This window comes from Acinetobacter sp. LipI_19 (assembly GCF_058242925.1).
Genome location: NZ_JBZAYK010000001.1, coordinates 2618299 through 2642093, shown reverse-complemented (window position 1 = coordinate 2642093; position 23795 = coordinate 2618299). Strand labels below are relative to the sequence as shown.

Sequence of the window (23795 nt, the reverse complement as noted above, 5' to 3'; positions counted from 1 at the left end):
GAGTAAAAGCTCTAATCACTAAAGAGATTTGACCATGAGCCATCTTGCACAAGCATTAGAAATAAAAAACACACCATTTAAAAACCGAATCATTAAAGGTGCGATGAGTGAAGCATTGGCCAACCATGCAGGGCAACCGAACCAATTGCATTTAGGTTTATATGATGCTTGGGGGAAAGGCGGTTTGGGTTGTGCCATTACGGGGAATGTGATGGTTGATTTCCGTGCTAAGAATGAGCCGGGTGTTGTTGTAGTTGAAACTGAACGTGATCTTGCCAAACTGACTGAATGGGCAAATGTGGGTAAAAAGCACGGGATGGTACAACTGATTCAGTTATCACATCCAGGTCGTCAGTGTCCAAAAGGGCTCAATAAAGAAACTGTTGCGCCTTCAGCAGTGCCTTTTAGTCCAATGTTGGCGACGACATTTGGTACACCACGTGCACTTAATGAAGCAGAAATTTTGGATATCATTCAACGATTTGCTGAAGCTGCGCGGATCTGTGAAAAAGCAGGATTTGAAGGTGTACAATTACATGGTGCACATGGTTATTTGATCAGTCAATTTCTTTCACCATTGACCAATAAACGTCAAGATCAATGGGGTGGTTCGATTGAAAACCGTATGCGTTTCTTATTAGAAATTTATGCTGCAGTGCGTGCTAAAACCTCAGAAAACTTTATTATTTCAGTCAAACTGAACTCTGCAGATTTCCAGCGTGGCGGAATCACAGAAGAAGAAGTGGTTCAAGTATTTAAAGCCATTGATACAGCAGGGATCGATCTGATTGAGATTTCTGGTGGTACCTATGAAGCACCGGCAATGGCAGGCGCAAAAGCGGATAAACGTAAGCAAAGTACGATTGCACGTGAAGCATATTTCTTGGATTTTGCAGAAAAAATTCGTAAAGAAGTCAAATGTCATCTTATGGTGACAGGTGGTTTCCGTACAGCGCAAGGAATGAATGCGGCTTTAGACAGTGGTGCGTGTGAATTTATTGGGATTGCACGTCCTCTTGCGGTAGAACCTGAAGTCAGCAACAACTTGATTGCTGGTCAGGATGTTCGATATGCAGTAGAACAAATCAAAACTGGTATCCCTTTTGTTGATAAAATGGCAATCATGGAAATTCTGTGGTATGCCGCTCAGTTTAAAGCAATTGGTGAAGGGAAGAAGCCAAATCCTAAGCTTTCTCCACTCAAGGTTTTCTTTAATTATGCAAAAAATAATATCAAAGCAGTGATTCAAGGACGAGTAAACTCGCGAAAATCAGCCTAATAAAGATTGGGAGAAGCGTAGTCGCGACTTAAAAAATTGATTTTAAGGTTGCTATTGGTCTGCTTTAGATCAATACGATTTAAATGTGTCAGCAGACCATTGTCCTTTCACTAAAGCCGTTTGAAAGGCGGGTCTGCTTTCTATTTGCAGAAGATAGCGCTGAATTTCAGTGAACTTTTGATATCTTGGGTGAGGTTCAAAACAGGCTTTGTTTCAACAAGGTCTAAATTAAAAAATGTTGAACTGCTTATTATTACAAAACAAAGCCCTAAAAGCAGCTAGGGCTTTGACAGAAAGCAATTAATCTAGCTATTGGACAATGGGTTAATGCGCACAAAAAGCCATATTAAAATATTCAAATAATTCAGGCGTATTTAACCACAGCATACTTGACAGCCCGAACAGAATAACAATAACCAACCAGATACTGAGCTTGAACCACGAGAATGAGTTAGTCATTAACCACAGCCTCTTCATTGACAAAGAAATGCACAATAACACCGACTATACACAAGGCAATTGAGCATCCCCAAATGATGTTGTAGTTACCCGTTATATCATGATTTAAACCGCCTAGCCATCCACCAAAAAATGAACCAATTTGGTGAGTGAAAAACACTAGACCGCTTAGCATGGTTAAGTATTTTACACCAAACATATTGGCTACAATACCGTTGGTTAGGGGTACAGTCGAGAGCCATAAGATCCCCATAACGATGCCAAAGGCGTAAACAGTCCAAATACTCAATGGCAGCATCAGAAACGCAACAATCGCAACGCCACGTAAACCATATAAACCCATAAGCAGATGCGGTTTGGAATACTTACCACCAAGCCAACCTGCGGTATAGGTTCCGATAATATTAAATAGACCAACCAATGCAAGAAAGATCGTTCCAGTGGATGCATCAAAACCATGATCAATCAAATAACCGGGTAGGTGAATGCCTAAAAAAACCACTTGGAATCCACACACTGAGAAACCAAAGGCTAACCATAAAAAAGGTTTATGCTGAAAGGCAATTTTAAGAATCTGTTTAAAGCTTAAATTGGGTTTTATCGCTTGTTTAATTGCATTTGGCGGTACATACATAGGCGCTTTAAGCATCCATGCCAATGGGACAATCAGCACGATGAGTATTGCTGTAATGACCAGCGCAGATGACCAACCAAAGTTCTTAATGAGAAGTAGAGTGGTGGGCAACATAATGAATTGCCCAAATGAACCTGCCGCACTGGCTATACCCATTGCCATACTACGCTTGCTTGGATGCGCTGCTCGTCCTACGGCTGAAAGTAATACCGAGAATGATGTTGCAGAGAGGGCTAAGCCGATAATTAAGCCGACACTGATATCTAGTAACAGCACATTTGAACTGATAGACATTAACAATAGACCAATGGTGTAGAGCACCCCGCCTATTGCAACAATCTTTTTACTGCCATATCTGTCTGCAAGCGCACCAGTAAAAGGTTGTACTGCACCCCAGAATAGATTTTGTATGGCAATGGCTAAACTAAAAACCTGATGACTCCAACCAAACTCATGGCTCATGGGTACAAGATAAAGCCCAAAACCGTGACGTACACCTAAAGAGAGTGCCAAGATAAAAGCACTACCGATGAGCATATAAATGAGTGGTTTAGAGAAACGTGTGTCGTCGTATAGTGCTGACATAAGCTATCCATTGAATCATCATGCGAGAATTGTAGATGATTCAATGGGACTTCGCGATAGAATAAAAATTTATCAATCGATAAATTTCTGTGATCAGTCAGCATATGTTAACGAAAATAAATTTAATTTTTAGAAGCGATAACCCACACCGACATAAGTAATCAGAGGATCAATATCAATTTTGGTTTTGGCTGTAACAAGTTGTTTGTTGGTATTTGAGTCTGAAATGGTAATGGTCGCATCACTACTCATTGGTGCATAAGTGACAGAGCCTACTCCAAACCAGCGATCATTAAAATCATAGGTTGCACCCAGTGTGGCCATAGGTGCCCAAGCATCATCTGCTTCTACTTTAACTACAGGATTTGCAGATGATTTTTTGCCATCTAATGCTGCCCCAGCCTGTCCATCTAATACGTTCTGGATCATGTGACCTGCTGCAATCAGATCGTCTTTTACGCCATTATCGACTTTTAGGTGAGTAAAATGTGCATACATGACACCTACACCCACATAAGGCCGAAGTTTATTCACACCAGATTTACCAAATTGATAATGTAGTTCTGCCGCTGGCAACCATGCAGTTGCAGATGCTGCTTTTGAATGTTTTGTTAAATCAGTAATCGCAATATCTTTTTTTAAGTCAATACTGCCAAGTGGTGTAGAATCTTTACCGGTCAATGGTGCATAGATTTGACCTTTGCCTTCAATCTCAACTTTAGGTGGAACACCTGCTTTAAACTCTAATGAAAGATTATCAGTGAAGTAGTAGTTTCCCATCAGACCAAAAGTATCCACATCTTTTGCTGTTAGACCAGTGCCTTCAGAGGTCCAACTGGATAGACCATTGACTGTGGCTGTGCCCGTTAAAGCGCCAGGAATTGTGTCACCCAAAAGGCCGATTGCACCATAAAGAAAAGGATTGGATTCTTTAACTGCTGCGTCTAAAACTGCCTTTTTAGAAATATCACCTACTTTAGATTGTGTTCCTTCTGCAACGGCAGTATTCACTTTGATCGGATTAGCGTTACCCTGTGGCATTGCATGTAGCCAACCTGCTGAAACAGAAAAGCGTTTAAACCCATCACCATCTTTAAGACTAAAATAAGGTGAATCTGCATGCGCCATCATCGGTAAAGTCATGCATGAGGTCATGATGCAAAGTAATGGTTTTTTCATAGGTTTGGACTCCATGTCCGTAATTGATACTAATTTTTATGCGTTTTTATTATTAGAAGTTTTTGCTGTTAATTAATGTAGTCTTTACAAAGGCTTTTTTTAAGTGAATGTTCTTTTTTTTAATGTTTTATTTATCATAAGTTTATATATGTAATACAACTGTAATCATATTGTCATGATATTACATGCTAAAAATAAGTCACGATCTCGGTTAAAAACAATGATAAAACATTGACTTGGCAGAAAAGGAAAAATTCAAGTTATAACAAAAGGCCACATGAACATGACCTTTTGTTAAGCAGTATAAGTCATTTTAGTCAATGACTTTCATTATTTTTGAAAACGAGATAGATCTTCTTCAGGGCGCGCGGTTAAAACTTCTACACCGTCTTTGGTCACCAGCAGGGTATGTTCGTATTGAGCTGAAAGACTATGATCTTTGGTCACCACCGTCCATTTATCACCCATTAAACGTGTTTGCCAAACACCCGCATTTACCATTGGCTCAATGGTAAAGGTCATACCTTCTTCTAAAACCATGCCTGAATTAGGTTGACCATAGTGAAGGACTTGTGGTTCATCATGGAATACGGTACCAATACCGTGACCACAATATTCACGCACTACACTAAAGCGTTCTGATTCAACATATTTTTGAATCGCCGCACCAATATCACCAATGGTTGAACCCGGTTTCACGGTTTCCATACCACGGTACATTGCTTCTTGAGCAACTTTACACAAACGTTCAGCAATAATCGATGTTTCACCACCAACCACATACATCATATTGGTATCACCGTGATAACCATCCTTAATCACAGTGACATCAATATTGAGAATATCGCCTTTCTTTAAAATTTTATTTGCAGATGGAATACCGTGACATACCACATGATTTACAGAGGTACAAATCACATGTTGGAATGCAGGGCGACCAGGCGCAGCGCCATAACCTAAACATGCAGGTATAGCGTCTTGTTTGTTGACAATATAGTCATGACAAATCGTATCCAATTCAAGTGTACTGACACCTGGTTTGATATGCGGTTTGATCATATCCAAAACTTCTGCAGCCAATCGACCTGCAACACGCATTTTTTCAATTTCATCTGCGGTTTTGATTAATCGACGTGGCGCTTCGTAAGTACTGTTCATGATCTTTAAAAACTTTTGGAAATTTGTATGTGACTATGGTATAAATAGCCGCCCAATTTATCAAATGCTTTCTGTGACTTTCTTTGTGAATGGTTTATGGAAATATTGATAAGGGTAATTTAAAAATCCGCACATATGTCGTCACATTACTCTGGGTGCCTGAAAGGGTGGAGAATGCGGACATATGGAGGCCTAACCCAAACTTTTAAGGTAAAGAAAATGGCAGATTACAACGTAAGCATGCGCGACCTTCTTCAAGCTGGCGCGCACTTTGGTCACCAAACTCGCTTCTGGAACCCAAAAATGCGTCAATACATTTTTGGTGCGCGTAACCGTATTCACATCATCAACCTTGAACATACTGTTCCTGCGTTAAATGATGCTTTGAATTTTGTTAACAATCTAGCAAGCAAAAAGAACAAAGTATTGTTCGTTGGTACAAAACGTGCTGCTTCTAACATCATTCGTGAACAAGCTCAACGCGCTGGTCAGCCTTATGTTGATCACCGTTGGTTGGGTGGTATGTTGACTAACTGGAAAACTCTTCGTCAGTCAATCAACCGTTTGAAAGATCTTCAAACTCAATCACAAGATGGTACTTTTGCTAAACTGACTAAACGTGAAGCATTAGAACGCGCTCGTGAAATGGAAAAACTTGAACGCTCTTTAGGCGGTGTTAAGAACATGGGTGGTTTACCTGACGCATTGTTCATCATCGACGTTGATCACGAAGCAATCGCGATTAAAGAAGCTAAAAACCTTGGTATTCCAGTAATCGGTATCGTTGATACAAACTCTAACCCAGATAACGTAGATTTCGTTATTCCTGGTAATGACGATGCGATCCGTGCTGTTACACTTTATGCTTCTGCAATGGCTGATGCAATTCTTGCTGGTAAAGAATACGCTCAAACTCAAGCGAATGCTCAAGCTAAAGGCGAAGAAGCTGCGAAAGAAGCTCCTGAGGCTTAATGCGTTTTGACGCAAGCTTGTCATTTTTGTGATTTAAAATGATGACAAATTGAGCGTCGAGAAAGCAAAGCGGCCCAGAGGAACCTTTGGGCCGTTTTTGTTGAACAGATTCATATTCTACCGTATTTAGGAGAACAACATGACTGCAGTTACTGCGAGCATGGTAAAAGAATTACGTGACCGTACTGGTCTTGCAATGATGGAATGCAAAAAAGCATTAACAGAAGCAGACGGTGACATCGAATTAGCGATTGATAATCTTCGTAAATCAGGTCAAGCAAAAGCAGCTAAAAAAGCTGGTAACATTGCTGCTGATGGCGCGATCACAATTGCTCAAGAAGGTAATAAAGCAATTCTTTTAGAAGTAAACTGTCAAACTGACTTCGTTGCGAAAGACGAAAACTTTGCTGGTTTCTCTGCGAAAGTTGCTGCTGCTGCACTTGCTGCTGGTGTAACTGATGCTGCTCAAATTGCTGAATTGAAACTTGAAGATGGTTCAACTGTTGAAGAAGCTCGTATTGCGCTTGTTCAAAAAATCGGTGAAAACATCCAAGTTCGTCGTGCTGCAATTGTAGAAGGTGAAAACCTTGCAGTTTACAAACACGGTTTAAAAATCGGTGTTGTTGTTTCTTACACAGGTTCTGCTGAAACTGGTAAAGGTATTGCAATGCACGTTGCTGCGTTCAACCCAGTTGCTGTAACTGCTGAAGATGTTTCTGCTGATCTTATCGCGAAAGAGAAAGAAATTGCTGAAGCTAAAGCGATTGAATCTGGTAAGCCAGCGAACATCGTTGAAAAAATGGTGACTGGTTCAGTTGAAAAATACTTGAACGAAGTTGTTCTTGAGCGTCAACAATACGTAATCGACAACGACAAAAAAGTTGCTGAAGTATTGAAAGCGACTGCAACAACTGTAGCTCAATTCGTTCGCTTCGAAGTAGGTGAAGGTATTGAGAAGAAAGCTGAAATGAGCTTTGCAGAAGAAGTTGCTGCTGCTCAAGCGGCTGCTAAATAATTTTTACTCACTGAGTATAATTATTGAAAACCCCTCCTTAGAGGGGTTTTTTTTGTCTGTAATTTAATTGAAGTAGATTCAGAAGAATTAATTCATACATATCTAAAAGATTATTCTTTTATAATTCCACAATGAACATTGATTAGACTCAAACTTTATGGCAAATAAAACTCAACTTGGTATTGGTGCTGTAATCGCAGTGATCGTCGCAGCTTATCTAGGCGTTGATCTTAATCAACAAAAAAATCAAGCAACTGAATCCTCTAAAGTTGAATCGATCGATCAGCAAAACAATCATTCACAAGACAATACACAGCATGTGAATGAGCAAAGTAAAGATAACCAATTTAAAGATAAGCCGTCTGCCAATAGTCAAAATCAAAATGGTCTTGAGGTTATTCGAAAAGCCTACGATGCAAAACTCAGTAATGTTCAAGTACAATCGATTGGTCGAGTAAAAGCCGTGTTGCGTGATGATAATGAAGGTTCACGTCATCAAAAATTTATTCTTGCACTGGATAATGGCTTAACTGTACTGGTTGCGCATAATATTGATTTAGCACCCCGTATCGATAATTTACGCAAAGGTGATACTGTCGAATTTTTTGGCGAATATGAATATAGTAATCAAGGTGGTGTAATGCATTGGACACACCATGATCCAAAGCGTCGTCATCAAGATGGTTGGCTAAAACATAATGGAAAAACCTATCAGTAATCTATTGGTTATTCTCTTATGTGCACAAAAGATCTTTGTATTTTCCATGTCTAATCGTATAGATAGCAATTTTGTTCTATACGCTTTTTATAAACATGCTATTTTTAAATTATTATCTAAAGTCTGAATAGAAAAAATGCAGGAGTGGGCAAGCTATTTTCACCTAAAAGAATTGGGTGGATTAGAGTTGTTAAAAGCACAGTATCACCATAAGCAATTTTCAAAGCATGTGCATGAAGGTTATTGTATTGGTGTGATTGAAGATGGTGCACAGAGTTTTTATCGGACTGGGCAGTTACATACAGCACCGAAGGGCGACATTATTTTAGTCAATGCTGATGAAATTCATACAGGTTCATCTGCTGTCGAGTCAGGCTGGAAATATCGTGCAATTTATCCAACGCCAGAAATGTTGTTAGATGCAGGGCAAGATTTTTTTAGTGTTAAAAATAGCGTACCGTGGTTCCCACAAGCAGTTGTGCAAGATGTTGGATTGGCACAGCAACTCTGTTTACTTTTTGATTTATTAGAACAAAAAGAAAATACTTTACTGAAAGAGAGTATGTATTTATCCACTTTAGCCCGCTTAATCAGTCGTTATGGTCGTGCCAAATTAACACCTGCTGCATTACCAGAAGCACAACGGAAAGTTGAAATAGTCAAAGATTTATTAAGCAGTTTTCCTGAGCATGATTATTCGCTCACTGATTTGGCGACATATGTAGGATTAAGCCCTTGGCATTTTTTACGTGAATTTAAAAAATATACGGGCTTACCACCGCATAGCTGGTTGGTTCAAGTCCGTTTACATAAAGCGCGCCAATTATTAAAACAAGGGCAGAGTATCGCAATGACTGCTCAAAATAGTGGTTTTTCAGATCAAAGTCATTTTAATCGTCATTTTAAAAAAGCAGTCGGGGTTACACCTTCTCAATATTTAAGCACATTAAATATTTAATAAATGTATTTGGGAATAGTCATTTAAACGTTCTACAGTCCCTCACCAAATAGCAATTTCATCCAAGCGATCACTGATCATTTATAAGATACTGCTTAAATTCTTAGATTTGGATTTTGCAAATGAGTGATCAATTTGAATCTTATACTGCCGACATTGAGCCGAAGTCTATGCAAAATAAAAAGGCTTTTTTCCAAGGTGTGGTCGATATTTTACCTTTATCTATTGCCGTACTACCGTGGGGTATTTTGGCTGGATCAATGGCAATCAATGCTGGATTAAGCTTTGCACAAGCGTTCTCAATGTCCGCTGTTGTATTTGCAGGTGCAGCACAGTTGGTAAGTTTAGGTTTAGTCATGTCACATGCATCTGCCTTGACGATTATGATTACGGTATTTTTCTTAACCAGTCAGCATTTAATTTATGCGCTTAATTTTCGTCAAGATGTCAGTCGTTTTCCGTTTAAGCAACGCATATTAATTGGCTTCTTGCTGACAGATGAACTGTTTGCTGTCGGTATTGGCAAAGATAAACAACGCAACTTTACTTATCTGTTTGGTGCTGGGCTATGTTTTTATTTGGCTTGGTGTCTGTTTAGTGTATTGGGAATTGTACTGGCTAAATCAATTCCAAATTTAGAAAGCTTACATTTAGATTTTTCAATTGTTGCGGTATTTATTTTGATTATTGTGCCTATGGTGAAAAGTAGCGCAACTTTAGTGGGCGTCATATTTACTTTAGTATCTGCCTGTATTTTTAAATATTTTCAATTTGAAGCGGGCATTGTGCTATCTGGGATTTTGGGAATGTTTAGTGCGATGTGTACGGCAAAAATCGTCGGAGTAACAAACATAGGAGCACCAAAATGACATGGACTTTATTGTTAACTTTGGCAGGCATTGTATTGATTAACCGTTACTTTTTTTTAGAACCTAAAATCGCCCTGAAATTGCCTCGTGTGATTGGAAATATGTTGCAGTATTCAGCGCCATGTTTGCTGACCGCTATTTGTGCCCCAATTGTATTTTTTAATGGAGATCAATTGCGTGCATTGCCTTTGGATGCCTATTTTTTAACAGCAATGATCTGTGTTGTTTTAGCACTTATTTCTAAGAAAATTCTAGTCAATTTAGCTTTAAGTTTATTGTGCTTTTACGGGTTATTTTATCTGTTAAATTGAAGAAAATGGAGGGAAAAGCCGAATTGAATTTTCCCTCTGGTTTATTTGCGCTAAAAAGCCAGTTTCTGGCGTATTTTCCATTTCGGTAGTACTTTACCAAGATAGGCATCCATGCACCATACGGGGCCAATGAGGAGGAATTGAAGGTCTTTAAAGAAAGAAGGCTTTTTACCTTCGACTTTGTGACCATAAAATTGACCAATCCAAGCCAGAATAAATACCCCAATATAGAAACCAACACCGACTGGGAGTAAGTAAATGATCCATGCCATGACTGCAATTAATGCGGTCATTGCTACAGCAAGAACAATATCTAAACGGGCATAGAAAACGAGGGTTAGAACTAGAAGTAGTGCCGTAAGCAAAGCACTAAAATGTGCAAGAATCCCAATGATGGCAAATAAAATCGCGGGAACACAAGCCCAATGGATGGCTTTATTGGTTTTGTTTTGATGACTTTCGCTATATTCATCGAACCATTCGGTGATTGTTTTTATTTGGCGCTCCATGCATGTGGTTGGCTATATTTATTTTTTGCTGAAAACAATATAAATCAGAATAATGTTTTGGTCAAAATAGCGGCTTTAATTAACATGAGTATGACTTAACTATATCTTTAACTTATTGAAAAGCAATGATCTCGACGGAGTCTTGCTGAGCTTACATTCAATTTCAGGATCAGCCTGCGGCTCGCCCTACTTTTCTTTCGGGATGAGGAGCGAAGCTCCGCAAGGATAACCATCTTGCGCAGCTACATCGCTGCTCACCGCAAAACTCGTCGACCACCAGTAACGCATTCAATGAATCGCAGAAATAACACTTTTTTGAATGAAGTCCTGCCTCAGACAGTTGCGGATGACGTTTCCACGTATCATATTTCATCAAAAATTTTATATCGAAATCAGGTTAATTAAAAATAAGTGCTGGTCAGGGGATTTCAATGTGTTGCCTGATAGAAATTTAAAATATCACGTGCCCATGTTTGGTGTTCTGGTTTAAGTGTGACTTTGATTTCCTGAAAATTGGTGACATCGTTGCCATCGCTTTCATCGGCATAATAGGCGATTCCATGTGTTTTATTGGGATAGTTGGGAATTTGATAGCTAAAATATACTTTATTTTTATTGGCTTTGACGATGTTTAACAGGTGATTTTTATCTTCAATGGCACCAAATTCATTGTCTAAACTGAGCTTTTTGACATTGGGGAAATACAAACTTGCGCTATGCATGGCACAGCCAGCACACGCGGATGAATTATAAATGGTGATGGCTTCATCTTTTTTACGGCTTGCCAGCACAGCATACGCAATGCCAGAAGGTCCCATATCCGTGCTGATCACTTGCCATGAAAGGGGGACAAGTACAGGACCAATACCCGGCAGTAAGATGATTTTAAAGTTTTTTGCTTGAGTCGCAGATAATGTATAACTGAACTGACATTTCACTTGTTGGGTATTGTTGATCTTACAGATGGAATCATCTTTGTAGAATCCTGTATCGTTAAAAGGATTGGGAATTGCTGCAATATAGGTATCCACTGTTACATTATTGCTGAGAGTAGCTGCGGGAAGTTGTTCAAGTTGGTGTTGTGGCTGAGGTGCTTGGTTGGTTTTTAGATCAGGAAAAGTGGCTTTGAAAATAGCGATATCTCCATAAGCAAAACCACTTAGGCCCAATAGTATGATTAAAAATTTCGAATTGAGCATGTCCTATCTCGACTATCCCTTACTGATCCTTATTGGGGACTTTGATAAATCAATTGACCTTCTTTATAGGTTGCCAATATTTTGATGTCTTTAATCTTTTGAGTGGGCACTTTTAATGGGTCTTGATCTATCACCACAAGATCCGCTAATTTGCCTTTTTCTAAGGTACCTTTGTCTTTTTCTTCAAAGTATTGGTATGCGGCCCAATCTGTGACTGATTTTAATGCAATATAAGGACTGACTTTTTGATTCTCACCTAATACATCTCCAGAACGGGTGGTACGATTGACGGTTGCATCAATCACCATCATATTTTTAGGAGGGATGACTGGAGCATCATGGTGCTCAGTAAAAATCATATTTTTTCTTAATGCAGAACCTGTAGGGGAAATTCGGTTGGCACGTTCTGCGCCGAGCGTTTCATGTTTATGCCAATCGCCCCAGTAGTAAGTATGTAATGAGAAGAACGAAGGAATAAGCCCTAATTTCTTGGCTTGATCTAATTGATCCTCACGCATGGTTTGCGCATGAATAATCACATTACGGCGATCTGCTTGGCCATATTGTGCATCGGCTGTCTCAATAGTTGCGAGATATTGGTCAATTGCAGCATCACCATTGGCATGTGCAAGAATTTGCCAATGGTTCTTATAAGCCAGATTAATTGCATCTTGAACCATTTTTGTATCTGGGTAGGCTGGATAACCACGATAGTCTTTAGTTTTTCCTTCTGGTGGGATGAAGTAAGGCTGCGTTAGCCATGCGGTTTTGCCTTGTGGGGAGCCATCTAGGCTGATTTTAACCCCACCAATTCTAAAATGATTTTGATAATTGAGACTACTGCCATTTTTCAGCATGTAATCTTTTTCATTGATGATATCTGGATAAACCACGACATCAATATTCAATTGATTGATGGCCGCAAAACTTCGCCATAATTCAGCTGTACCATGATCTGCACGACCTTCTTGTACAGTGGTATAGCCATTTTTGATATAGGTATTCAGTGCTGTTTTTGCCATATTTTGCATGATTTCAGGTGGAACTTTGCTAAACGCAGTTGCCATTGCTGAAAAAACAGCAGCTTCTTCAAGTACACCATTGGGTTCTTGAGAATTTGCTTTACGACGAATAATCCCGCCAGTTGGATTTGGGGTATTTTTATTGATGTTTAAAAGTTCAAGAGCCTTATGATTGACAGAGGCTAAGTGTCCTGACTGATGTAAAACAATAATCGGGTGATTGGTGGAAACCAAGTCTAAATCATCTGCTGTAGGATGTCGTTTTTCTTTAATTTGGGCGTCATCATAACCATTTCCAATAATCCAGCCTGAGGTTGCTTTGATAAAGTCAGGATTGTTTTGTTGCCACAATGAAAGTTCATGAATTAATGATGCAATATCTGAAACGTTACCATCTGGCGTAGGGTAGAGATTTGCCACAGTTTGCTGTAGACCGACACTATTTAAATGACTATGTGCATCAATAAAACCAGGCAGCAGGGTATGACTGTTTAAGTTAACCTCTTGGGTATTTTTTTGTTTTAACTTTTGCGCTTGTTTTAAATCACCTGCAAAGACAATTCTTCCATCCTTGACCAGGAGCGCTTCGACATAATGGGGTGACATGCCTTGCATGGTTAAAATTGAGCCACCGTAAAATAGCGTGTTTGTTTGCGTCAATGTTGCAAGATCCGCGGGTGTATTCGTGTTTGTTGGAGATATTGTGGTACATGCGCTAAGCGAGCCAAGGCCAATTACGCAGATGATGGGTGCAATTGCATGGACAAGTTTTGATGGAACGCTGATTTGTAACATGAATAATCCCCCAATTTTGTTTTATTAAATATTGCTGAAAACAGATGAATTGAATTGTTTATTTTATTCAAACTAGCAAAGATTGTGATCTGCGTATAGATTTGATATGTGTATAAAAATAATGACTGTTTTTAAATTTTAGCAATGATCTTGATTCATCCTAAACGATTTTTTATTTATATACAGCCTAAATAAATCTTTTTCTAAAATAAATCACACACAACAGCGCCAGTGCTAAACCAATAAATGAGGGGCCATAACCGATAGGAGTCGCAAGTAAGCCAACAATTACTGCTCCTGCTACAGCCCCACCATAATTAAAAATATTCACCCGTGCGATAATTTCATCGCGTCGATTTTCATCTATACGACCTGCTGCTGAAAATGTCAGCGGGACTAATGCGCCTACAGCAACACCAGCCAGTGCAAAACCAGCAATGACAATCGCCAATGAATGCCCTAAGCCAGCGATTGCACAGCCCGTTGCACCAATCAGCGTTGTGATGAAGGCAACCCATGCAGCGCTTTTAAATTTTAAAAGATAATCCAGACTTAAACGTGTGAGTAAAATACCCATTTGGTAAGCAGCATAACCCAATGGGGCGACTGTGGCTGAGCTTGCTAAAATATCTTTAAGATAAATTGAACTCCACGTGCTGATTGCTGAATCAACAGTAAAGGCGATGAGAATGATCACACCAAAAATAAGCAATTGTTTATGCGGAATTGGCGAACGTTGTTGAGGATGTAGGGCAGCATTTTCTTTTTGTTGAAATAACCAACGTTTTGACACTTGCGATGTAATCAAACACATCACGACAGCAATGCACAATGCTGCTGTTGCCCCAAGTGTGGTTGAGACTGTCGCAGACATGATTAACGCGCCAAGGAAAGCAGCAGCGGTATAACAGGCAAAGAAACCGCCCAAGGCGCTTTTTCCAAGTTTTTGCTCCATCATGACAGCTTGCATATTCAATGCCGCATCTAAACATCCGAGTCCAAGCCCATAAAGTAAAAAACTAGCGACCATGATCATGACACTAGGACTAAATGCTGCAATTGCAATACCGATGCCTTCAAATAGCAAGCCGATAACAATAGCCAGCCTTGAACCTAGTTTCACAGCGAGTCGATCTGCCAAAATAGAACCCAACGCTGCTGCAATACAGACGCCAAGGATAATAATCGACAGTTGATCATCTGAAAGTCTGAATCGGTTTTTGATTGTAGGAAGCGCGGTCATGACGCTGGCATAACCCAAGCCTTGCGTGGCAAAACCAAGTGCGATTACTTTTTGGGTTTTGCTGAGGGATGTATGCGCGAAGTTTGGCGTTTTGCTGTTCACGTCCATGCATGGCTCACTTTTTTACTTTTAGAATTTAAACTTCGGTTTTCGTTTTGCTGTTTAGTGATACATCCTGTATCGACTCGCATTTTATTTTATCTGGAATGCATTTAAAGAAAAGGGGCATAACTGGAAAGTTAAGGGGGCAATTCGGACATCTGTATTTTTATTTTTTCCAATAAAAAAGCCACTGGAAAGTGGCTTTTGTTAAATGCATGCAGTGATTTACGAGTTTGGACCATCTACGCGTTCAATATTAACGCGTGCTGTTCCTGAATTTGTAATACCTAAACGCTTAGCAGCGCCGTAAGAGAGGTCAAGTACACGGTTACCATGGAAAGGACCACGATCGTTGACTTTAACCACTACGCTTTTACCATTGTCTTTATTGGTTACACGAATAAAGCAGTTTAATGGCAAGCTACGGTGTGCAGCAGTCAAATCATTCATATCGAATGTGTCACCGCTTGCGGTTTTACGGCCGTGGAACTGACGACCGTACCAAGATGCAACACCAGTTTGGCTAAATTTGCGAACTGTGTTTGAAGCAACTTCATTAAGTTTATCAATTACTGAAGGCTCATCTTCAGGAACTTGAATCTTTGCTGCAATAGTTTGACGACGGACTTGATCGCCAGAACGTTCAGTAATTGACAAACTGTTTAGGTTTGAAAAATGAGAGTTGAAATTTGTTGAATCTTTGCTAATCACACGAGAAGCTAGACTCGAACTATCCGAATCATTGTTTAAGTATGATGACTGAACCATTTCTGAGTTGACCTGCGTCATACTCAGACCCATGGTCAGGGCCATCATATATTTTAGTGAAGCATGCATCGTTTAACTCCTTGGAACCTCAATTTTAACTTTCTAAGTCGCTGAAAATTAACCATAGAGGTCTGTAAATTCACTTGTGCAACTGCATTTAACGGAAAGGATAATATTCAAGCTGGAATAAATGTGTCTAGCATTATTTAAGAAACAGTTACAAAAAGGACAAATTCTTACAGGTTTTGATTAAAAAATAAACAATATTGTAACAAGATATGCAAAAAGTATTAAATGTGATCAAATTAACATAAAAAAATATTGACTTATTTATTATTTAGGAAATTGCAAGTCTTAACGACTTACAATTTCGGTGCCTAAAAGCCATAAAGCGGTGGCATACATACGGCTTCTATTATATGTCGTAATCACTTGAAAATTAGGATAAGTAATATAATAAATAGGGCCATTGCTGTCCTGTAATTGAATCACATTAACCAAATCTAAGTCATCAATTTTGACGATTGGATTTAATGGAGAAATCCCTAAATTTTTAAGTGATCCATAGGGAACAGGCTGAGTTAAATCTTTTGCAATAACTGCTTCAGGATTGTTCCCTGTATAACGCGCTAAAAACGCAATAGGGCGATCACGCTGCCAGCCATGTTGAGCCAGATAGTTGGCAATTGAACCAATCGCATCGACCGCAGAGTTACGCAAGTCAACATGACCATTTCCATCGTAATCCACGCCAAATTTAGACACATTACTTGGCATAAATTGCGGATAACCTACTGCACCTGCATAAGAGCCAACAATCGAATTGGTTGGAACGCCATCTTTATATGACCATGCAATTAAAGCACCCAACTCATCTTGGAAATATTGCGCACGGCGAGGATAACCAAAACCGAGGGTTGCAAGTGCATCACGGGTGATAAAGGAGCCCTTATTTGAGCCATAACCTGTTTCGACCCCTAGAATGCCTAGGATGATTGCTTGAGGCACCCCAAACTGCTGTTCTGCGCGATTTAGCGTATCTGCATATTGTTGCTTAAAACGCACACCACGTTGGATGGTGCCTTCAGCTAAAAAATTAGTCTTATACTGATACCAAGGTTTACTTTCACCTGGTCGTTCCATAATGCTGATGATATTGGGTAAATTGCGTGAGCCATTCATTGCCCAATCAATTTGTTCGCTACTTAAACCATAGGTTTGCATGGTTTTGGCTTTAAAATTATTGTATTCAGGGTTGCTAGCAAAATCATTGGCTTGGCAGAAACTGGTCAGTGAAAATGCAGCTGCACAAAAAGTGATGTTTTTAACCTTCTGTAAAAGCCCAAAAGTAAACATAGGTTATATTTCCTAATTATTTATGATAAAAAATTAACGATGTGTATGTATAGACATCACAATGCCAAAAGTGGCCATTAAAGTAATGATTGCAGTACCACCATAACTCATAAAAGGTAATGGCACACCGACTACAGGTAAAATACCACTGACCATGCCTGCATTTACAAATACATAAACAAAAAATGACAAAGCAAAAGTACCTGCGACAAGACGGCCAAAATTATGGAAGCATTGTAGACTCATTTGAAAGGTTCTAAAGATAATACAAAAGTAAATGATGATCAGAAGTAGGATACCAATCAGACCGAATTCTTCGGAAAATGCTGCAATAATAAAGTCAGTATGACCTTCAGGTAAAAAGTGTAAGTGTGACTGAGTACCTTCTAAATAGCCTTTGCCCATAAAGCCACCCGAACCTATCGCTGTTTTAGACTGTATAATATTCCAACCTGTGCCTAAGGCATCAGCTTCCGGATTAAATAAAGTTAAAACCCGTTGTCTTTGATAATCATGGAGTAGAAACTCCCAAGCTATTGGAATAATCACAGCAATAGCACTCACTGCGCCTACAATCATTTTCCAAGAAAGACCACTCAGAAATAATACAAAAATTCCACTGGCTAAGATGAGTAGTGACGTCCCTAAATCGGGTTGTTCTGCAATTAGTATAAAAGGAATACCAATCATAATCAGTGATAAAAACACATTTTTAAAACTAGGCGGTAGAGGATTGCGAGATAAAAACCATGCAATCATCAATGGCATACCAATTTTTAAAAACTCACTGGGTTGAACGCTGCCAAAACCTGGAATCCCAATCCAGCGTTGAGCACCCATGCGAACCTCACCAAATACTTTGACCGCAACTAAGCAGAGCAGTCCAAACAGATAAAAGTAGGGTGCAAATGCTTGATAAACTTTAGGGGGAATTTGGGCTAAACCACACATGACGAGAAAACCGATACCAAAGCTCATGGCTTGTTTGTAAACCAGCCCCATATCTTGTGCAGAAGCACTATAAAGGACGGTTAAACCAAGCATCGCGTTTAAAATTAGAAATAAGCTCAACCAAGGGTCAATATGGAGTTTTTGCCAGCGTGAGGGGATCATGGCAGTACTCAGACCATCACGAGGAGATTGACGTAAAAATTTATATTGAGAGCTTGGTGCCATTGGTCTATTTTGTGCGGGAAATGTGTTTTGCGAATGCTATCACAATCCCCCTTGAAGGCAATGAATATCAATACTTTGCAACAAAATTATGACCTGAATTTTGTGATTATTTTGAGGTTGAAATATTTAAATTAGAAAATAGTAGGTTAAAGAGATTGAATTAAATGGTTTTGACTTTGAAAAGGTCTTATATGGATCTAGGGATAGTATTTTATAATGATTTTAAGTTTATGAATTTAATGGTTAATTAATATCCTTAAAAGCATAGCTCAGTAACTTTATAAAAAATGCCCTTACAAAGAAGGGCATTTTTATATTTAAAAATCCAATTGAATTTTAACGATCAATTAAAAAATAAAGTATCGTAATATTCTGCAACAGCTGTGATCTCATCTTTATTTAAATTTGGAATCAATTTGTCAATTGCCATGTGGACTGCCTTACCTACAGCGGAAGCCCCTATATCTGCAGCTTTACGTTTGATCATACCCAAATCGAGCGTTTTATTGAAATCGCGCATAAAATGGTTAATCGTCGCATCTGAGAATTGTTTGAATTGTTCAGACAAAACTGCACGATTTACATCACCATTTGCTTTGACTTCAGCAAAGCTATTTTTAAGATTGATGACTAAACTTGAGTCTAAATTCACTCCCACACGGAATTGACCTTGTGGATCTTTAAATAGGCTACGTTCGGAAAAATCTACAGACTGACGAACCACATCATTGTCTGCCTTACTTAACAATTGTTTAAGTAAAACAGCAACAGTTGATTTGACATAGCCTGCTAATTTTTCAGCAGTATCTCGTTTGTCGCTTGCAGGGAAGCGACGAACAAGTTCAATCAAAAGCGTATCAATAATTTCTTCATTAATGAGTAAGGCAGTTTGATCACGTAAAGGATAAAGTGGTTCGTTAGAGTTTTTTTTCTCAATACCAGTCTGAATGTTCTTTAATAGTTCTTCAGAAGGTACAAAACCAAAAAAAGGCATGTTTTCAACCTCAATGTTTATTGTCGCGCCAATCGAATTGGGCTTGGCATCCATGATTCATCAGATACACGGCAGGGGTTAATATCTAAACCGCCACGACGTGTATACGTTGCATACACCATCAGCTTTTCAGGTTTTAAATTTTGCCAAATATCGGCAAAGATTTGTTCCACGCATTGTTCGTGAAAACCGTTATGCTGACGATACGAGATAATATAAGCTAAAATACTACGATAACAAGGTTTTTCGCCTTGGTATCGGATAAAAATAGTTCCCCAATCTGGTTGTCCCGTCACAGGGCAATTACTTCTCAATAAGTGTGAATACAGTTGAATTTCAACGTTTTCTCCGTCTTGTGTATTTTCTTGATCAAAGGTCAAAAGGCTTGCATCTGGATGATTGACCAGCTGGTCAGGTTCTTGATCATCAATACAAATACCCATTGGTTTGGTAATCTCTAAATCATCAACTTGAAATAAAGTTAGAGTCACTGCTGCTTGTGCAGCAGTAGATAAGTCTTTTTCAACAGTATTGATAAAAGCTTGATGAGAATCAAACTGGGTAAAGTTCATGCTATTAAAGTAGAGCTTTAACGACTTCGATTCAATCAAATTTGGTGATGTTGCAGGAAGCGCAATACGCCCAATGGCAACTTGCGGGATCCCTTTGGTATTTAGCCAAGAAATTTCGAATACATGCCACCAATCTTGACCTTTATATATACCCGCTATATCCGCATATTGCTCACGTGCTTGTGCACGTGCGATCGGGAAAAGAATTTCGGGTTGATAGGTAGTTGGGTAATCGGTTTCTTTACCCAATAAAGATTTTTCAACAGACATTATTCACGCATTCCTGAACCACGAGAAAGTAAATAGTAAGCAATACCATAAAGTACGCCACAGAAAAGAGTCACTATCAGTAAAGACAGAGAAACATTGACATCACTATGACCTAGAATTCCGAAACGGAAAGCATTGACCATATATACAATTGGGTTAATTAAAGAGAGATTTTGCCAAAATGGGCTTAAAGCACTGATTGAGTAAAATACACCACCTAAGTAGGTCAGCGGTGTTAATACAAAGGTTGGGATAATGGAAATATCATCAAAAGATTTTGCATATACAGCATTGATAAAACCCCCTAAAGAGAATAAGAGTGAGGTAATAATAACGGTATATATTGTAACGAAAATATTGTGTATATAAAGGTCAGTAAAAAACAAACTCATTGCTGTGACAATTGCCCCAACAAGAACACCACGAGCAACACCGCCAATCACATAACCACACAAGACCATATGTAATGGAACTGGACTCATGATCAATTCTTCGATGCTTTTTTGGAATTTAGCACTAAAGAAGCTTGAAGACACATTGGCATAACTGTTTGTAATCACCGCCATCATGATAAGGCCTGGCACGATGAATTGCATATAGCTAAATCCACCCATTTGCCCAATACGAGAACCGACCAAATTTCCAAAAATCACAAAGTACAAGCTCATGGTAATCGCAGGCGGTAATAAAGTCTGCGGCCAAATTCTCATAAATCTGCGAATTTCTTTTTGAACTAAAGTATAGAGTGCAATACGTAGTTGAGTAAAATTCATTCTGCAACTCCTTCAAGATTTTTCTCAACCAGTTTTACAAATAACTCTTCAAGACGATTTGATTTATTGCGCATACTGCGAACACGAATGCCCTGAGCTTCTAAAAGTTGGAATAAATCATTTAAAGAATGTGCTTTATCCATCGTGACTTCTAAGGTCATTGGGTCAATCAGGTTGAATTTCACACCAATAATATCGATTGTAATGGGTTCAATTGGATTTTCTAAATCGAAAATAAAAGACTCTTCGCTCAATTGATTTAAGAATGCTTTCATTGAGGTATCTTCTTTGATGACACCACGATCAATAATCGCAATTTGACGACACAGCATTTCTGCTTCTTCTAAATAATGCGTGGTTAAGATGATCGAGGTTCCTTTTTCATTCATCTCTGTAAGGAAATCCCACATTGAACGACGTAATTCGATGTCCACACCAGCAGTAGGTTCATCTAAAATCAAAAGCTTAGGCTCATGCATCATAGCACGCGCAATCATTAAACGGCGCTTCATACCACCAGACAACATGCGCCCTTGAGTATTACGCTTATCCCATAAACCTAATTTTTCTAAATATTCTTCAGCACGTTGTTGTGCAATTTTAGGCGGAATTCCGTAATAACCTGCTTGAGTAACTAAGATGTCGAAGATTTTTTCAAACTGACCGAAGTTAAATTCTTGGGGAACGACACCTAGGCATTGTTTTGCTTGTGAAGGATGCGTATCTAAATCATGACCAAAAATTTCCACAGTACCCGAGGTTTTCCGTGCCAAGGAACTGATAATACTGATTGTTGTCGATTTACCAGCGCCATTTGGTCCTAAAAGTGCATAAAACTCTCCTTCTGGAACTGTCAAATTGATTCCTTTGAGTGCTTGGAATCCATTTCTATAGGTTTTAGATAAATCTCTTAACGTCAGAGCATCAGTCATGAAATTCTCACTTGGTTTATGGAGTGTGTATTGTGAGCGATCTTTTTAAATAAACCAAGTAAGTTAGGAGGAATTCTGCATTGCAAATATGCGACATTGTTTAAAGCATGAGCATCAAGCAAAAGAGTTGTTTTATAAATGCTTTACCTAGCGGTTTTTTTTGTTATGATGTGCCATCTCAATTTAAGCGCCCATAGCTTAACTGGATAGAGTACAGGTTTCCGAAGCCTGTGGAGTGGGTTCGAGTCCCGCTGGGCGTACCATCTTTGTTTCAATTTGTCTCAAAACCCTTTATATTAAAAGCATCTAGACAATCCCTTTGTCGCATGATGTACCGCGATTTCTCAAGTTTTTAACGGTATACCGCAAAACCCAATAAAAATGTATCGTAAAAAATGGCAAAACTCGTTTTAAGTCTTACAGACTCAAAGATAAAAGCTGAAATCTCAGCTCAAAAAATCGCCTGATAAAGTTAAAAAGTTATCGAATGAAAACGGCTTAAACTTATATAGATAAAAAGTGAGGAACTTGCTGGCGCGTTTACTATGTTCGTTCAATCTCTAAGAAACGTGCAACATTTACTAATAAATAATGATGGATATAACAAGCATGGACCCATCATCACTTGTTATATTTTACAAATACTTTATCAAGGTTTGCTCGCTCTGATGAATTAAAAATGGGAAGATGTGGATCTTGAAAATTCTAAATGGTCCTATACACCATCTCAAACCGAAAATGCTTTAGGCACTCAAAATTGGTTGTACCTTTTTATTAAAGCAAGTCTTGTCTCTTTTTAAAGAACTGAAAGTAATTACAAGGCATAGTGAATATTGTTTAGCTAACCACGGGGGCAAAACAAGAATTCTTAGTGATCTCAATAAATAAGGCCTTTAAAAATCTAGGCTTCAATAATGGTGAGACTACAGACGATGAGTTTCGCGCACCTGTGCGTACTTTATTAAATGAAGTTAAAGTTGGTACGAAAAAGAGGCTAAATTAAATAGCATAATATTTTTTTATGACATAATTCTTTATATGAGATCAACTTTTAAGAAATCAGTATGGCAAGACTTCAAATGGAAAACAAAAAAAATGTTCAATTTACCGACGAGGCGCAAGAGCTGATATGTTTTGCAAAAATTTGTGATATCCAATCTTGGAAAGAAGTTCAGAATCAGTATATAGAACTAAAAAAGAAAATTGCTCCTAAAAAAGTTTTATTGCTTTTAGAGGATATCGGACAATGTAACTATACTTCGATGCATGCCTCTATGAGTGATGGGCTTTACTTTGATTTATCTGAATACCTTGACGAGGGTGAAAGCGAAAATATTAGCTACGAAAATGCTTTACCTCTTGAAGTTCAGTATCATATTAAACAACTCTTAAAGCCTGAGAATCAAGTAAGTGTTCGTGATTTGTATGGAAAATTCAGTTATAGCGATCAAGATTTATCTATTCTAATACAGATAAATATGCATCCTGAGAAAATTTTGGATAAATGTATTGAGGTAAAAGTATTAAGAAATACAACTGAAACTCAAAAATTTGCAGCCCAGCCTAATGGCTATTTTAGTTGTGATTTTAACCCATTTGAGTCTTTTAGTTTAATTCAATTTTTAGATAAAAATTTTGGCTTAGAGTATATTGGTCTAGGGGCAAGTTTATTATTTTTTTCTAAAACACCAATGTTTACATCAAGTAAATTAGATGACTTATTTAAAGAATTGGAAAAAATTTATAATTTTAATCAAACAATGAGTACACAGTTGAAGGAGCATTTAACGAACTATGATTATATCATTTTACCATATGTAGAATCGTTGGAAGTATTTGTTTTAGATTAAAAAAGTTACTAGAAGAGTTTGCTCAGTACAATATAAGCGGTTTGAAAAATATTAATAAGATTTTAACTAAACCTTCCTCGGGAGGTTTTTTAATATT

22 protein-coding genes, 1 tRNA gene and 1 pseudogene are annotated in these 23795 nt (G+C 38.5%); 9 read left to right on the top strand and 15 right to left on the bottom strand.

Annotated elements, in window-relative coordinates:
* The first annotated feature begins 34 nt into the window (after positions 1 to 34).
* Complete coding sequence (locus AC4CVF_RS12885; protein WP_336953903.1) at positions 35 to 1279, top strand: NADH:flavin oxidoreductase/NADH oxidase family protein; 1245 nt, start codon at positions 35 to 37, stop codon at positions 1277 to 1279.
* Between the two features lie 69 nt (positions 1280 to 1348).
* Here AC4CVF_RS12885 and AC4CVF_RS12880 read toward each other — a convergent pair.
* From AC4CVF_RS12880 to map, 4 genes and pseudogenes are all read right to left on the bottom strand, one after another.
* A pseudogene (locus AC4CVF_RS12880) lies at positions 1349 to 1462 on the bottom strand (glutathione S-transferase); the annotation flags it as partial.
* A 268-nt stretch (positions 1463 to 1730) separates the two neighbouring features.
* On the bottom strand, positions 1731 to 2957 hold the full coding sequence (locus AC4CVF_RS12875) for an MFS transporter (protein WP_419328158.1): 1227 nt from the start codon (positions 2955 to 2957) through the stop codon (positions 1731 to 1733).
* Between the two features lie 129 nt (positions 2958 to 3086).
* A complete protein-coding gene (locus tag AC4CVF_RS12870; RefSeq protein WP_419361012.1) occupies positions 3087 to 4136 on the bottom strand; it encodes an OmpW family outer membrane protein in 1050 nt (349 codons plus the stop codon).
* 330 nt (positions 4137 to 4466) lie between these two features.
* Positions 4467 to 5294, bottom strand: a complete 828-nt coding sequence (map, locus tag AC4CVF_RS12865; RefSeq protein WP_336953900.1) for a type I methionyl aminopeptidase — start codon at positions 5292 to 5294, stop codon at positions 4467 to 4469.
* A gap of 219 nt (positions 5295 to 5513) precedes the next feature.
* On the opposite strand from map, the gene rpsB reads away from it, so the two are divergent.
* The 6 genes from rpsB to AC4CVF_RS12835 all read left to right on the top strand — a co-directional run bounded on the left by rpsB (position 5514) and on the right by AC4CVF_RS12835 (position 10137).
* Positions 5514 to 6266: a 30S ribosomal protein S2 gene (gene rpsB, locus AC4CVF_RS12860; protein ID WP_004722027.1), complete on the top strand. Its 753-nt coding sequence runs from the start codon at positions 5514 to 5516 to the stop codon at positions 6264 to 6266.
* 139 nt (positions 6267 to 6405) lie between these two features.
* Positions 6406 to 7281 (top strand): translation elongation factor Ts, encoded by an 876-nt coding sequence (gene tsf / locus AC4CVF_RS12855; RefSeq protein WP_004722025.1) that lies wholly within the window; start codon positions 6406 to 6408, stop codon positions 7279 to 7281.
* Positions 7282 to 7438: 157 nt separating this feature from the next.
* Positions 7439 to 7999: a DUF3465 domain-containing protein gene (locus AC4CVF_RS12850; protein ID WP_419328157.1), complete on the top strand. Its 561-nt coding sequence runs from the start codon at positions 7439 to 7441 to the stop codon at positions 7997 to 7999.
* A gap of 136 nt (positions 8000 to 8135) precedes the next feature.
* Complete coding sequence (locus AC4CVF_RS12845) at positions 8136 to 8957, top strand: AraC family transcriptional regulator (RefSeq protein WP_490789566.1); 822 nt, start codon at positions 8136 to 8138, stop codon at positions 8955 to 8957.
* A 122-nt stretch (positions 8958 to 9079) separates the two neighbouring features.
* A complete protein-coding gene (locus tag AC4CVF_RS12840) occupies positions 9080 to 9826 on the top strand; it encodes an AzlC family ABC transporter permease (protein ID WP_419361006.1) in 747 nt (248 codons plus the stop codon).
* Positions 9823 to 10137, top strand: coding sequence for an AzlD domain-containing protein (locus AC4CVF_RS12835; RefSeq protein ID WP_004820009.1), 315 nt, complete (start codon positions 9823 to 9825; stop codon positions 10135 to 10137). Before AC4CVF_RS12840 ends, AC4CVF_RS12835 begins: the two co-directional genes overlap by 4 nt.
* Before the next feature lie 50 nt (positions 10138 to 10187).
* On the opposite strand, the gene AC4CVF_RS12830 is transcribed toward AC4CVF_RS12835, so the two are convergent.
* From AC4CVF_RS12830 to AC4CVF_RS12780, 11 genes are all read right to left on the bottom strand, one after another.
* On the bottom strand, positions 10188 to 10634 hold the full coding sequence (locus AC4CVF_RS12830) for an Mpo1 family 2-hydroxy fatty acid dioxygenase (RefSeq protein ID WP_490789927.1): 447 nt from the start codon (positions 10632 to 10634) through the stop codon (positions 10188 to 10190).
* Between the two features lie 440 nt (positions 10635 to 11074).
* Positions 11075 to 11845, bottom strand: a complete 771-nt coding sequence (locus tag AC4CVF_RS12825; RefSeq protein WP_490789565.1) for a DUF4850 domain-containing protein — start codon at positions 11843 to 11845, stop codon at positions 11075 to 11077.
* A gap of 29 nt (positions 11846 to 11874) precedes the next feature.
* Positions 11875 to 13662, bottom strand: coding sequence for an amidohydrolase (locus AC4CVF_RS12820; protein WP_490789564.1), 1788 nt, complete (start codon positions 13660 to 13662; stop codon positions 11875 to 11877).
* Between the two features lie 187 nt (positions 13663 to 13849).
* Positions 13850 to 15013 carry an MFS transporter gene (locus AC4CVF_RS12815; protein WP_419361296.1) on the bottom strand — a complete coding sequence of 388 codons (1164 nt, stop codon included), beginning with the start codon at positions 15011 to 15013 and terminating at the stop codon, positions 13850 to 13852.
* 219 nt (positions 15014 to 15232) lie between these two features.
* Positions 15233 to 15844, bottom strand: a complete 612-nt coding sequence (locus AC4CVF_RS12810) for a septal ring lytic transglycosylase RlpA family protein (RefSeq protein ID WP_004722011.1) — start codon at positions 15842 to 15844, stop codon at positions 15233 to 15235.
* Between the two features lie 285 nt (positions 15845 to 16129).
* Positions 16130 to 17131, bottom strand: coding sequence for a lytic murein transglycosylase B (gene mltB, locus AC4CVF_RS12805; RefSeq protein ID WP_004820018.1), 1002 nt, complete (start codon positions 17129 to 17131; stop codon positions 16130 to 16132).
* A 33-nt stretch (positions 17132 to 17164) separates the two neighbouring features.
* Positions 17165 to 18307, bottom strand: a complete 1143-nt coding sequence (rodA, locus tag AC4CVF_RS12800; RefSeq protein WP_336953893.1) for a rod shape-determining protein RodA — start codon at positions 18305 to 18307, stop codon at positions 17165 to 17167.
* A 343-nt stretch (positions 18308 to 18650) separates the two neighbouring features.
* On the bottom strand, positions 18651 to 19301 hold the full coding sequence (locus tag AC4CVF_RS12795; RefSeq protein ID WP_336953892.1) for a hypothetical protein: 651 nt from the start codon (positions 19299 to 19301) through the stop codon (positions 18651 to 18653).
* A 17-nt stretch (positions 19302 to 19318) separates the two neighbouring features.
* Positions 19319 to 20143, bottom strand: coding sequence for an NADPH-dependent 7-cyano-7-deazaguanine reductase QueF (gene queF, locus AC4CVF_RS12790; protein ID WP_490789563.1), 825 nt, complete (start codon positions 20141 to 20143; stop codon positions 19319 to 19321).
* Positions 20143 to 20916 carry an ABC transporter permease gene (locus tag AC4CVF_RS12785; RefSeq protein WP_336953890.1) on the bottom strand — a complete coding sequence of 258 codons (774 nt, stop codon included), beginning with the start codon at positions 20914 to 20916 and terminating at the stop codon, positions 20143 to 20145. Before AC4CVF_RS12785 ends, queF begins: the two co-directional genes overlap by 1 nt.
* Positions 20913 to 21848 carry an ABC transporter ATP-binding protein gene (locus AC4CVF_RS12780; protein ID WP_336953889.1) on the bottom strand — a complete coding sequence of 312 codons (936 nt, stop codon included), beginning with the start codon at positions 21846 to 21848 and terminating at the stop codon, positions 20913 to 20915. Before AC4CVF_RS12780 ends, AC4CVF_RS12785 begins: the two co-directional genes overlap by 4 nt.
* A gap of 187 nt (positions 21849 to 22035) precedes the next feature.
* Between AC4CVF_RS12780 and AC4CVF_RS12775 the strand changes: the two genes are divergently transcribed.
* Positions 22036 to 22111 (top strand) — tRNA-Arg (locus AC4CVF_RS12775).
* Between the two features lie 801 nt (positions 22112 to 22912).
* Positions 22913 to 23698 (top strand): hypothetical protein, encoded by a 786-nt coding sequence (locus AC4CVF_RS12770; RefSeq protein WP_336953888.1) that lies wholly within the window; start codon positions 22913 to 22915, stop codon positions 23696 to 23698.
* Positions 23699 to 23795: the final 97 nt, after the last annotated feature.

Bases quoted from the DNA above. Each gene is read 5' to 3' on its own strand.
- AC4CVF_RS12795 (WP_336953892.1), bottom strand. From the start codon at position 19,301: ATGCCTTTTTTTGGTTTTGTACCTTCTGAAGAACTATTAAAGAACATT.
- rpsB (WP_004722027.1), top strand. From the start codon at position 5,514: ATGGCAGATTACAACGTAAGCATGCGCGACCTTCTTCAAGCTGGCGCG.
- AC4CVF_RS12835 (WP_004820009.1), top strand. From the start codon at position 9,823: ATGACATGGACTTTATTGTTAACTTTGGCAGGCATTGTATTGATTAAC.
- mltB (WP_004820018.1), bottom strand. From the start codon at position 17,131: ATGTTTACTTTTGGGCTTTTACAGAAGGTTAAAAACATCACTTTTTGT.
- AC4CVF_RS12840 (WP_419361006.1), top strand. From the start codon at position 9,080: ATGAGTGATCAATTTGAATCTTATACTGCCGACATTGAGCCGAAGTCT.
- map (WP_336953900.1), bottom strand. From the start codon at position 5,294: ATGAACAGTACTTACGAAGCGCCACGTCGATTAATCAAAACCGCAGAT.
- AC4CVF_RS12885 (WP_336953903.1), top strand. From the start codon at position 35: ATGAGCCATCTTGCACAAGCATTAGAAATAAAAAACACACCATTTAAA.
- AC4CVF_RS12815 (WP_419361296.1), bottom strand. From the start codon at position 15,013: ATGGACGTGAACAGCAAAACGCCAAACTTCGCGCATACATCCCTCAGC.
- AC4CVF_RS12820 (WP_490789564.1), bottom strand. From the start codon at position 13,662: ATGTTACAAATCAGCGTTCCATCAAAACTTGTCCATGCAATTGCACCC.
- rodA (WP_336953893.1), bottom strand. From the start codon at position 18,307: ATGGCACCAAGCTCTCAATATAAATTTTTACGTCAATCTCCTCGTGAT.
- AC4CVF_RS12870 (WP_419361012.1), bottom strand. From the start codon at position 4,136: ATGAAAAAACCATTACTTTGCATCATGACCTCATGCATGACTTTACCG.
- AC4CVF_RS12780 (WP_336953889.1), bottom strand. From the start codon at position 21,848: ATGACTGATGCTCTGACGTTAAGAGATTTATCTAAAACCTATAGAAAT.
- AC4CVF_RS12850 (WP_419328157.1), top strand. From the start codon at position 7,439: ATGGCAAATAAAACTCAACTTGGTATTGGTGCTGTAATCGCAGTGATC.
- AC4CVF_RS12785 (WP_336953890.1), bottom strand. From the start codon at position 20,916: ATGAATTTTACTCAACTACGTATTGCACTCTATACTTTAGTTCAAAAA.
- AC4CVF_RS12825 (WP_490789565.1), bottom strand. From the start codon at position 11,845: ATGCTCAATTCGAAATTTTTAATCATACTATTGGGCCTAAGTGGTTTT.
- AC4CVF_RS12875 (WP_419328158.1), bottom strand. From the start codon at position 2,957: ATGTCAGCACTATACGACGACACACGTTTCTCTAAACCACTCATTTAT.
- AC4CVF_RS12810 (WP_004722011.1), bottom strand. From the start codon at position 15,844: ATGCATGCTTCACTAAAATATATGATGGCCCTGACCATGGGTCTGAGT.
- tsf (WP_004722025.1), top strand. From the start codon at position 6,406: ATGACTGCAGTTACTGCGAGCATGGTAAAAGAATTACGTGACCGTACT.
- queF (WP_490789563.1), bottom strand. From the start codon at position 20,143: ATGTCTGTTGAAAAATCTTTATTGGGTAAAGAAACCGATTACCCAACT.
- AC4CVF_RS12770 (WP_336953888.1), top strand. From the start codon at position 22,913: ATGGCAAGACTTCAAATGGAAAACAAAAAAAATGTTCAATTTACCGAC.
- AC4CVF_RS12845 (WP_490789566.1), top strand. From the start codon at position 8,136: ATGCAGGAGTGGGCAAGCTATTTTCACCTAAAAGAATTGGGTGGATTA.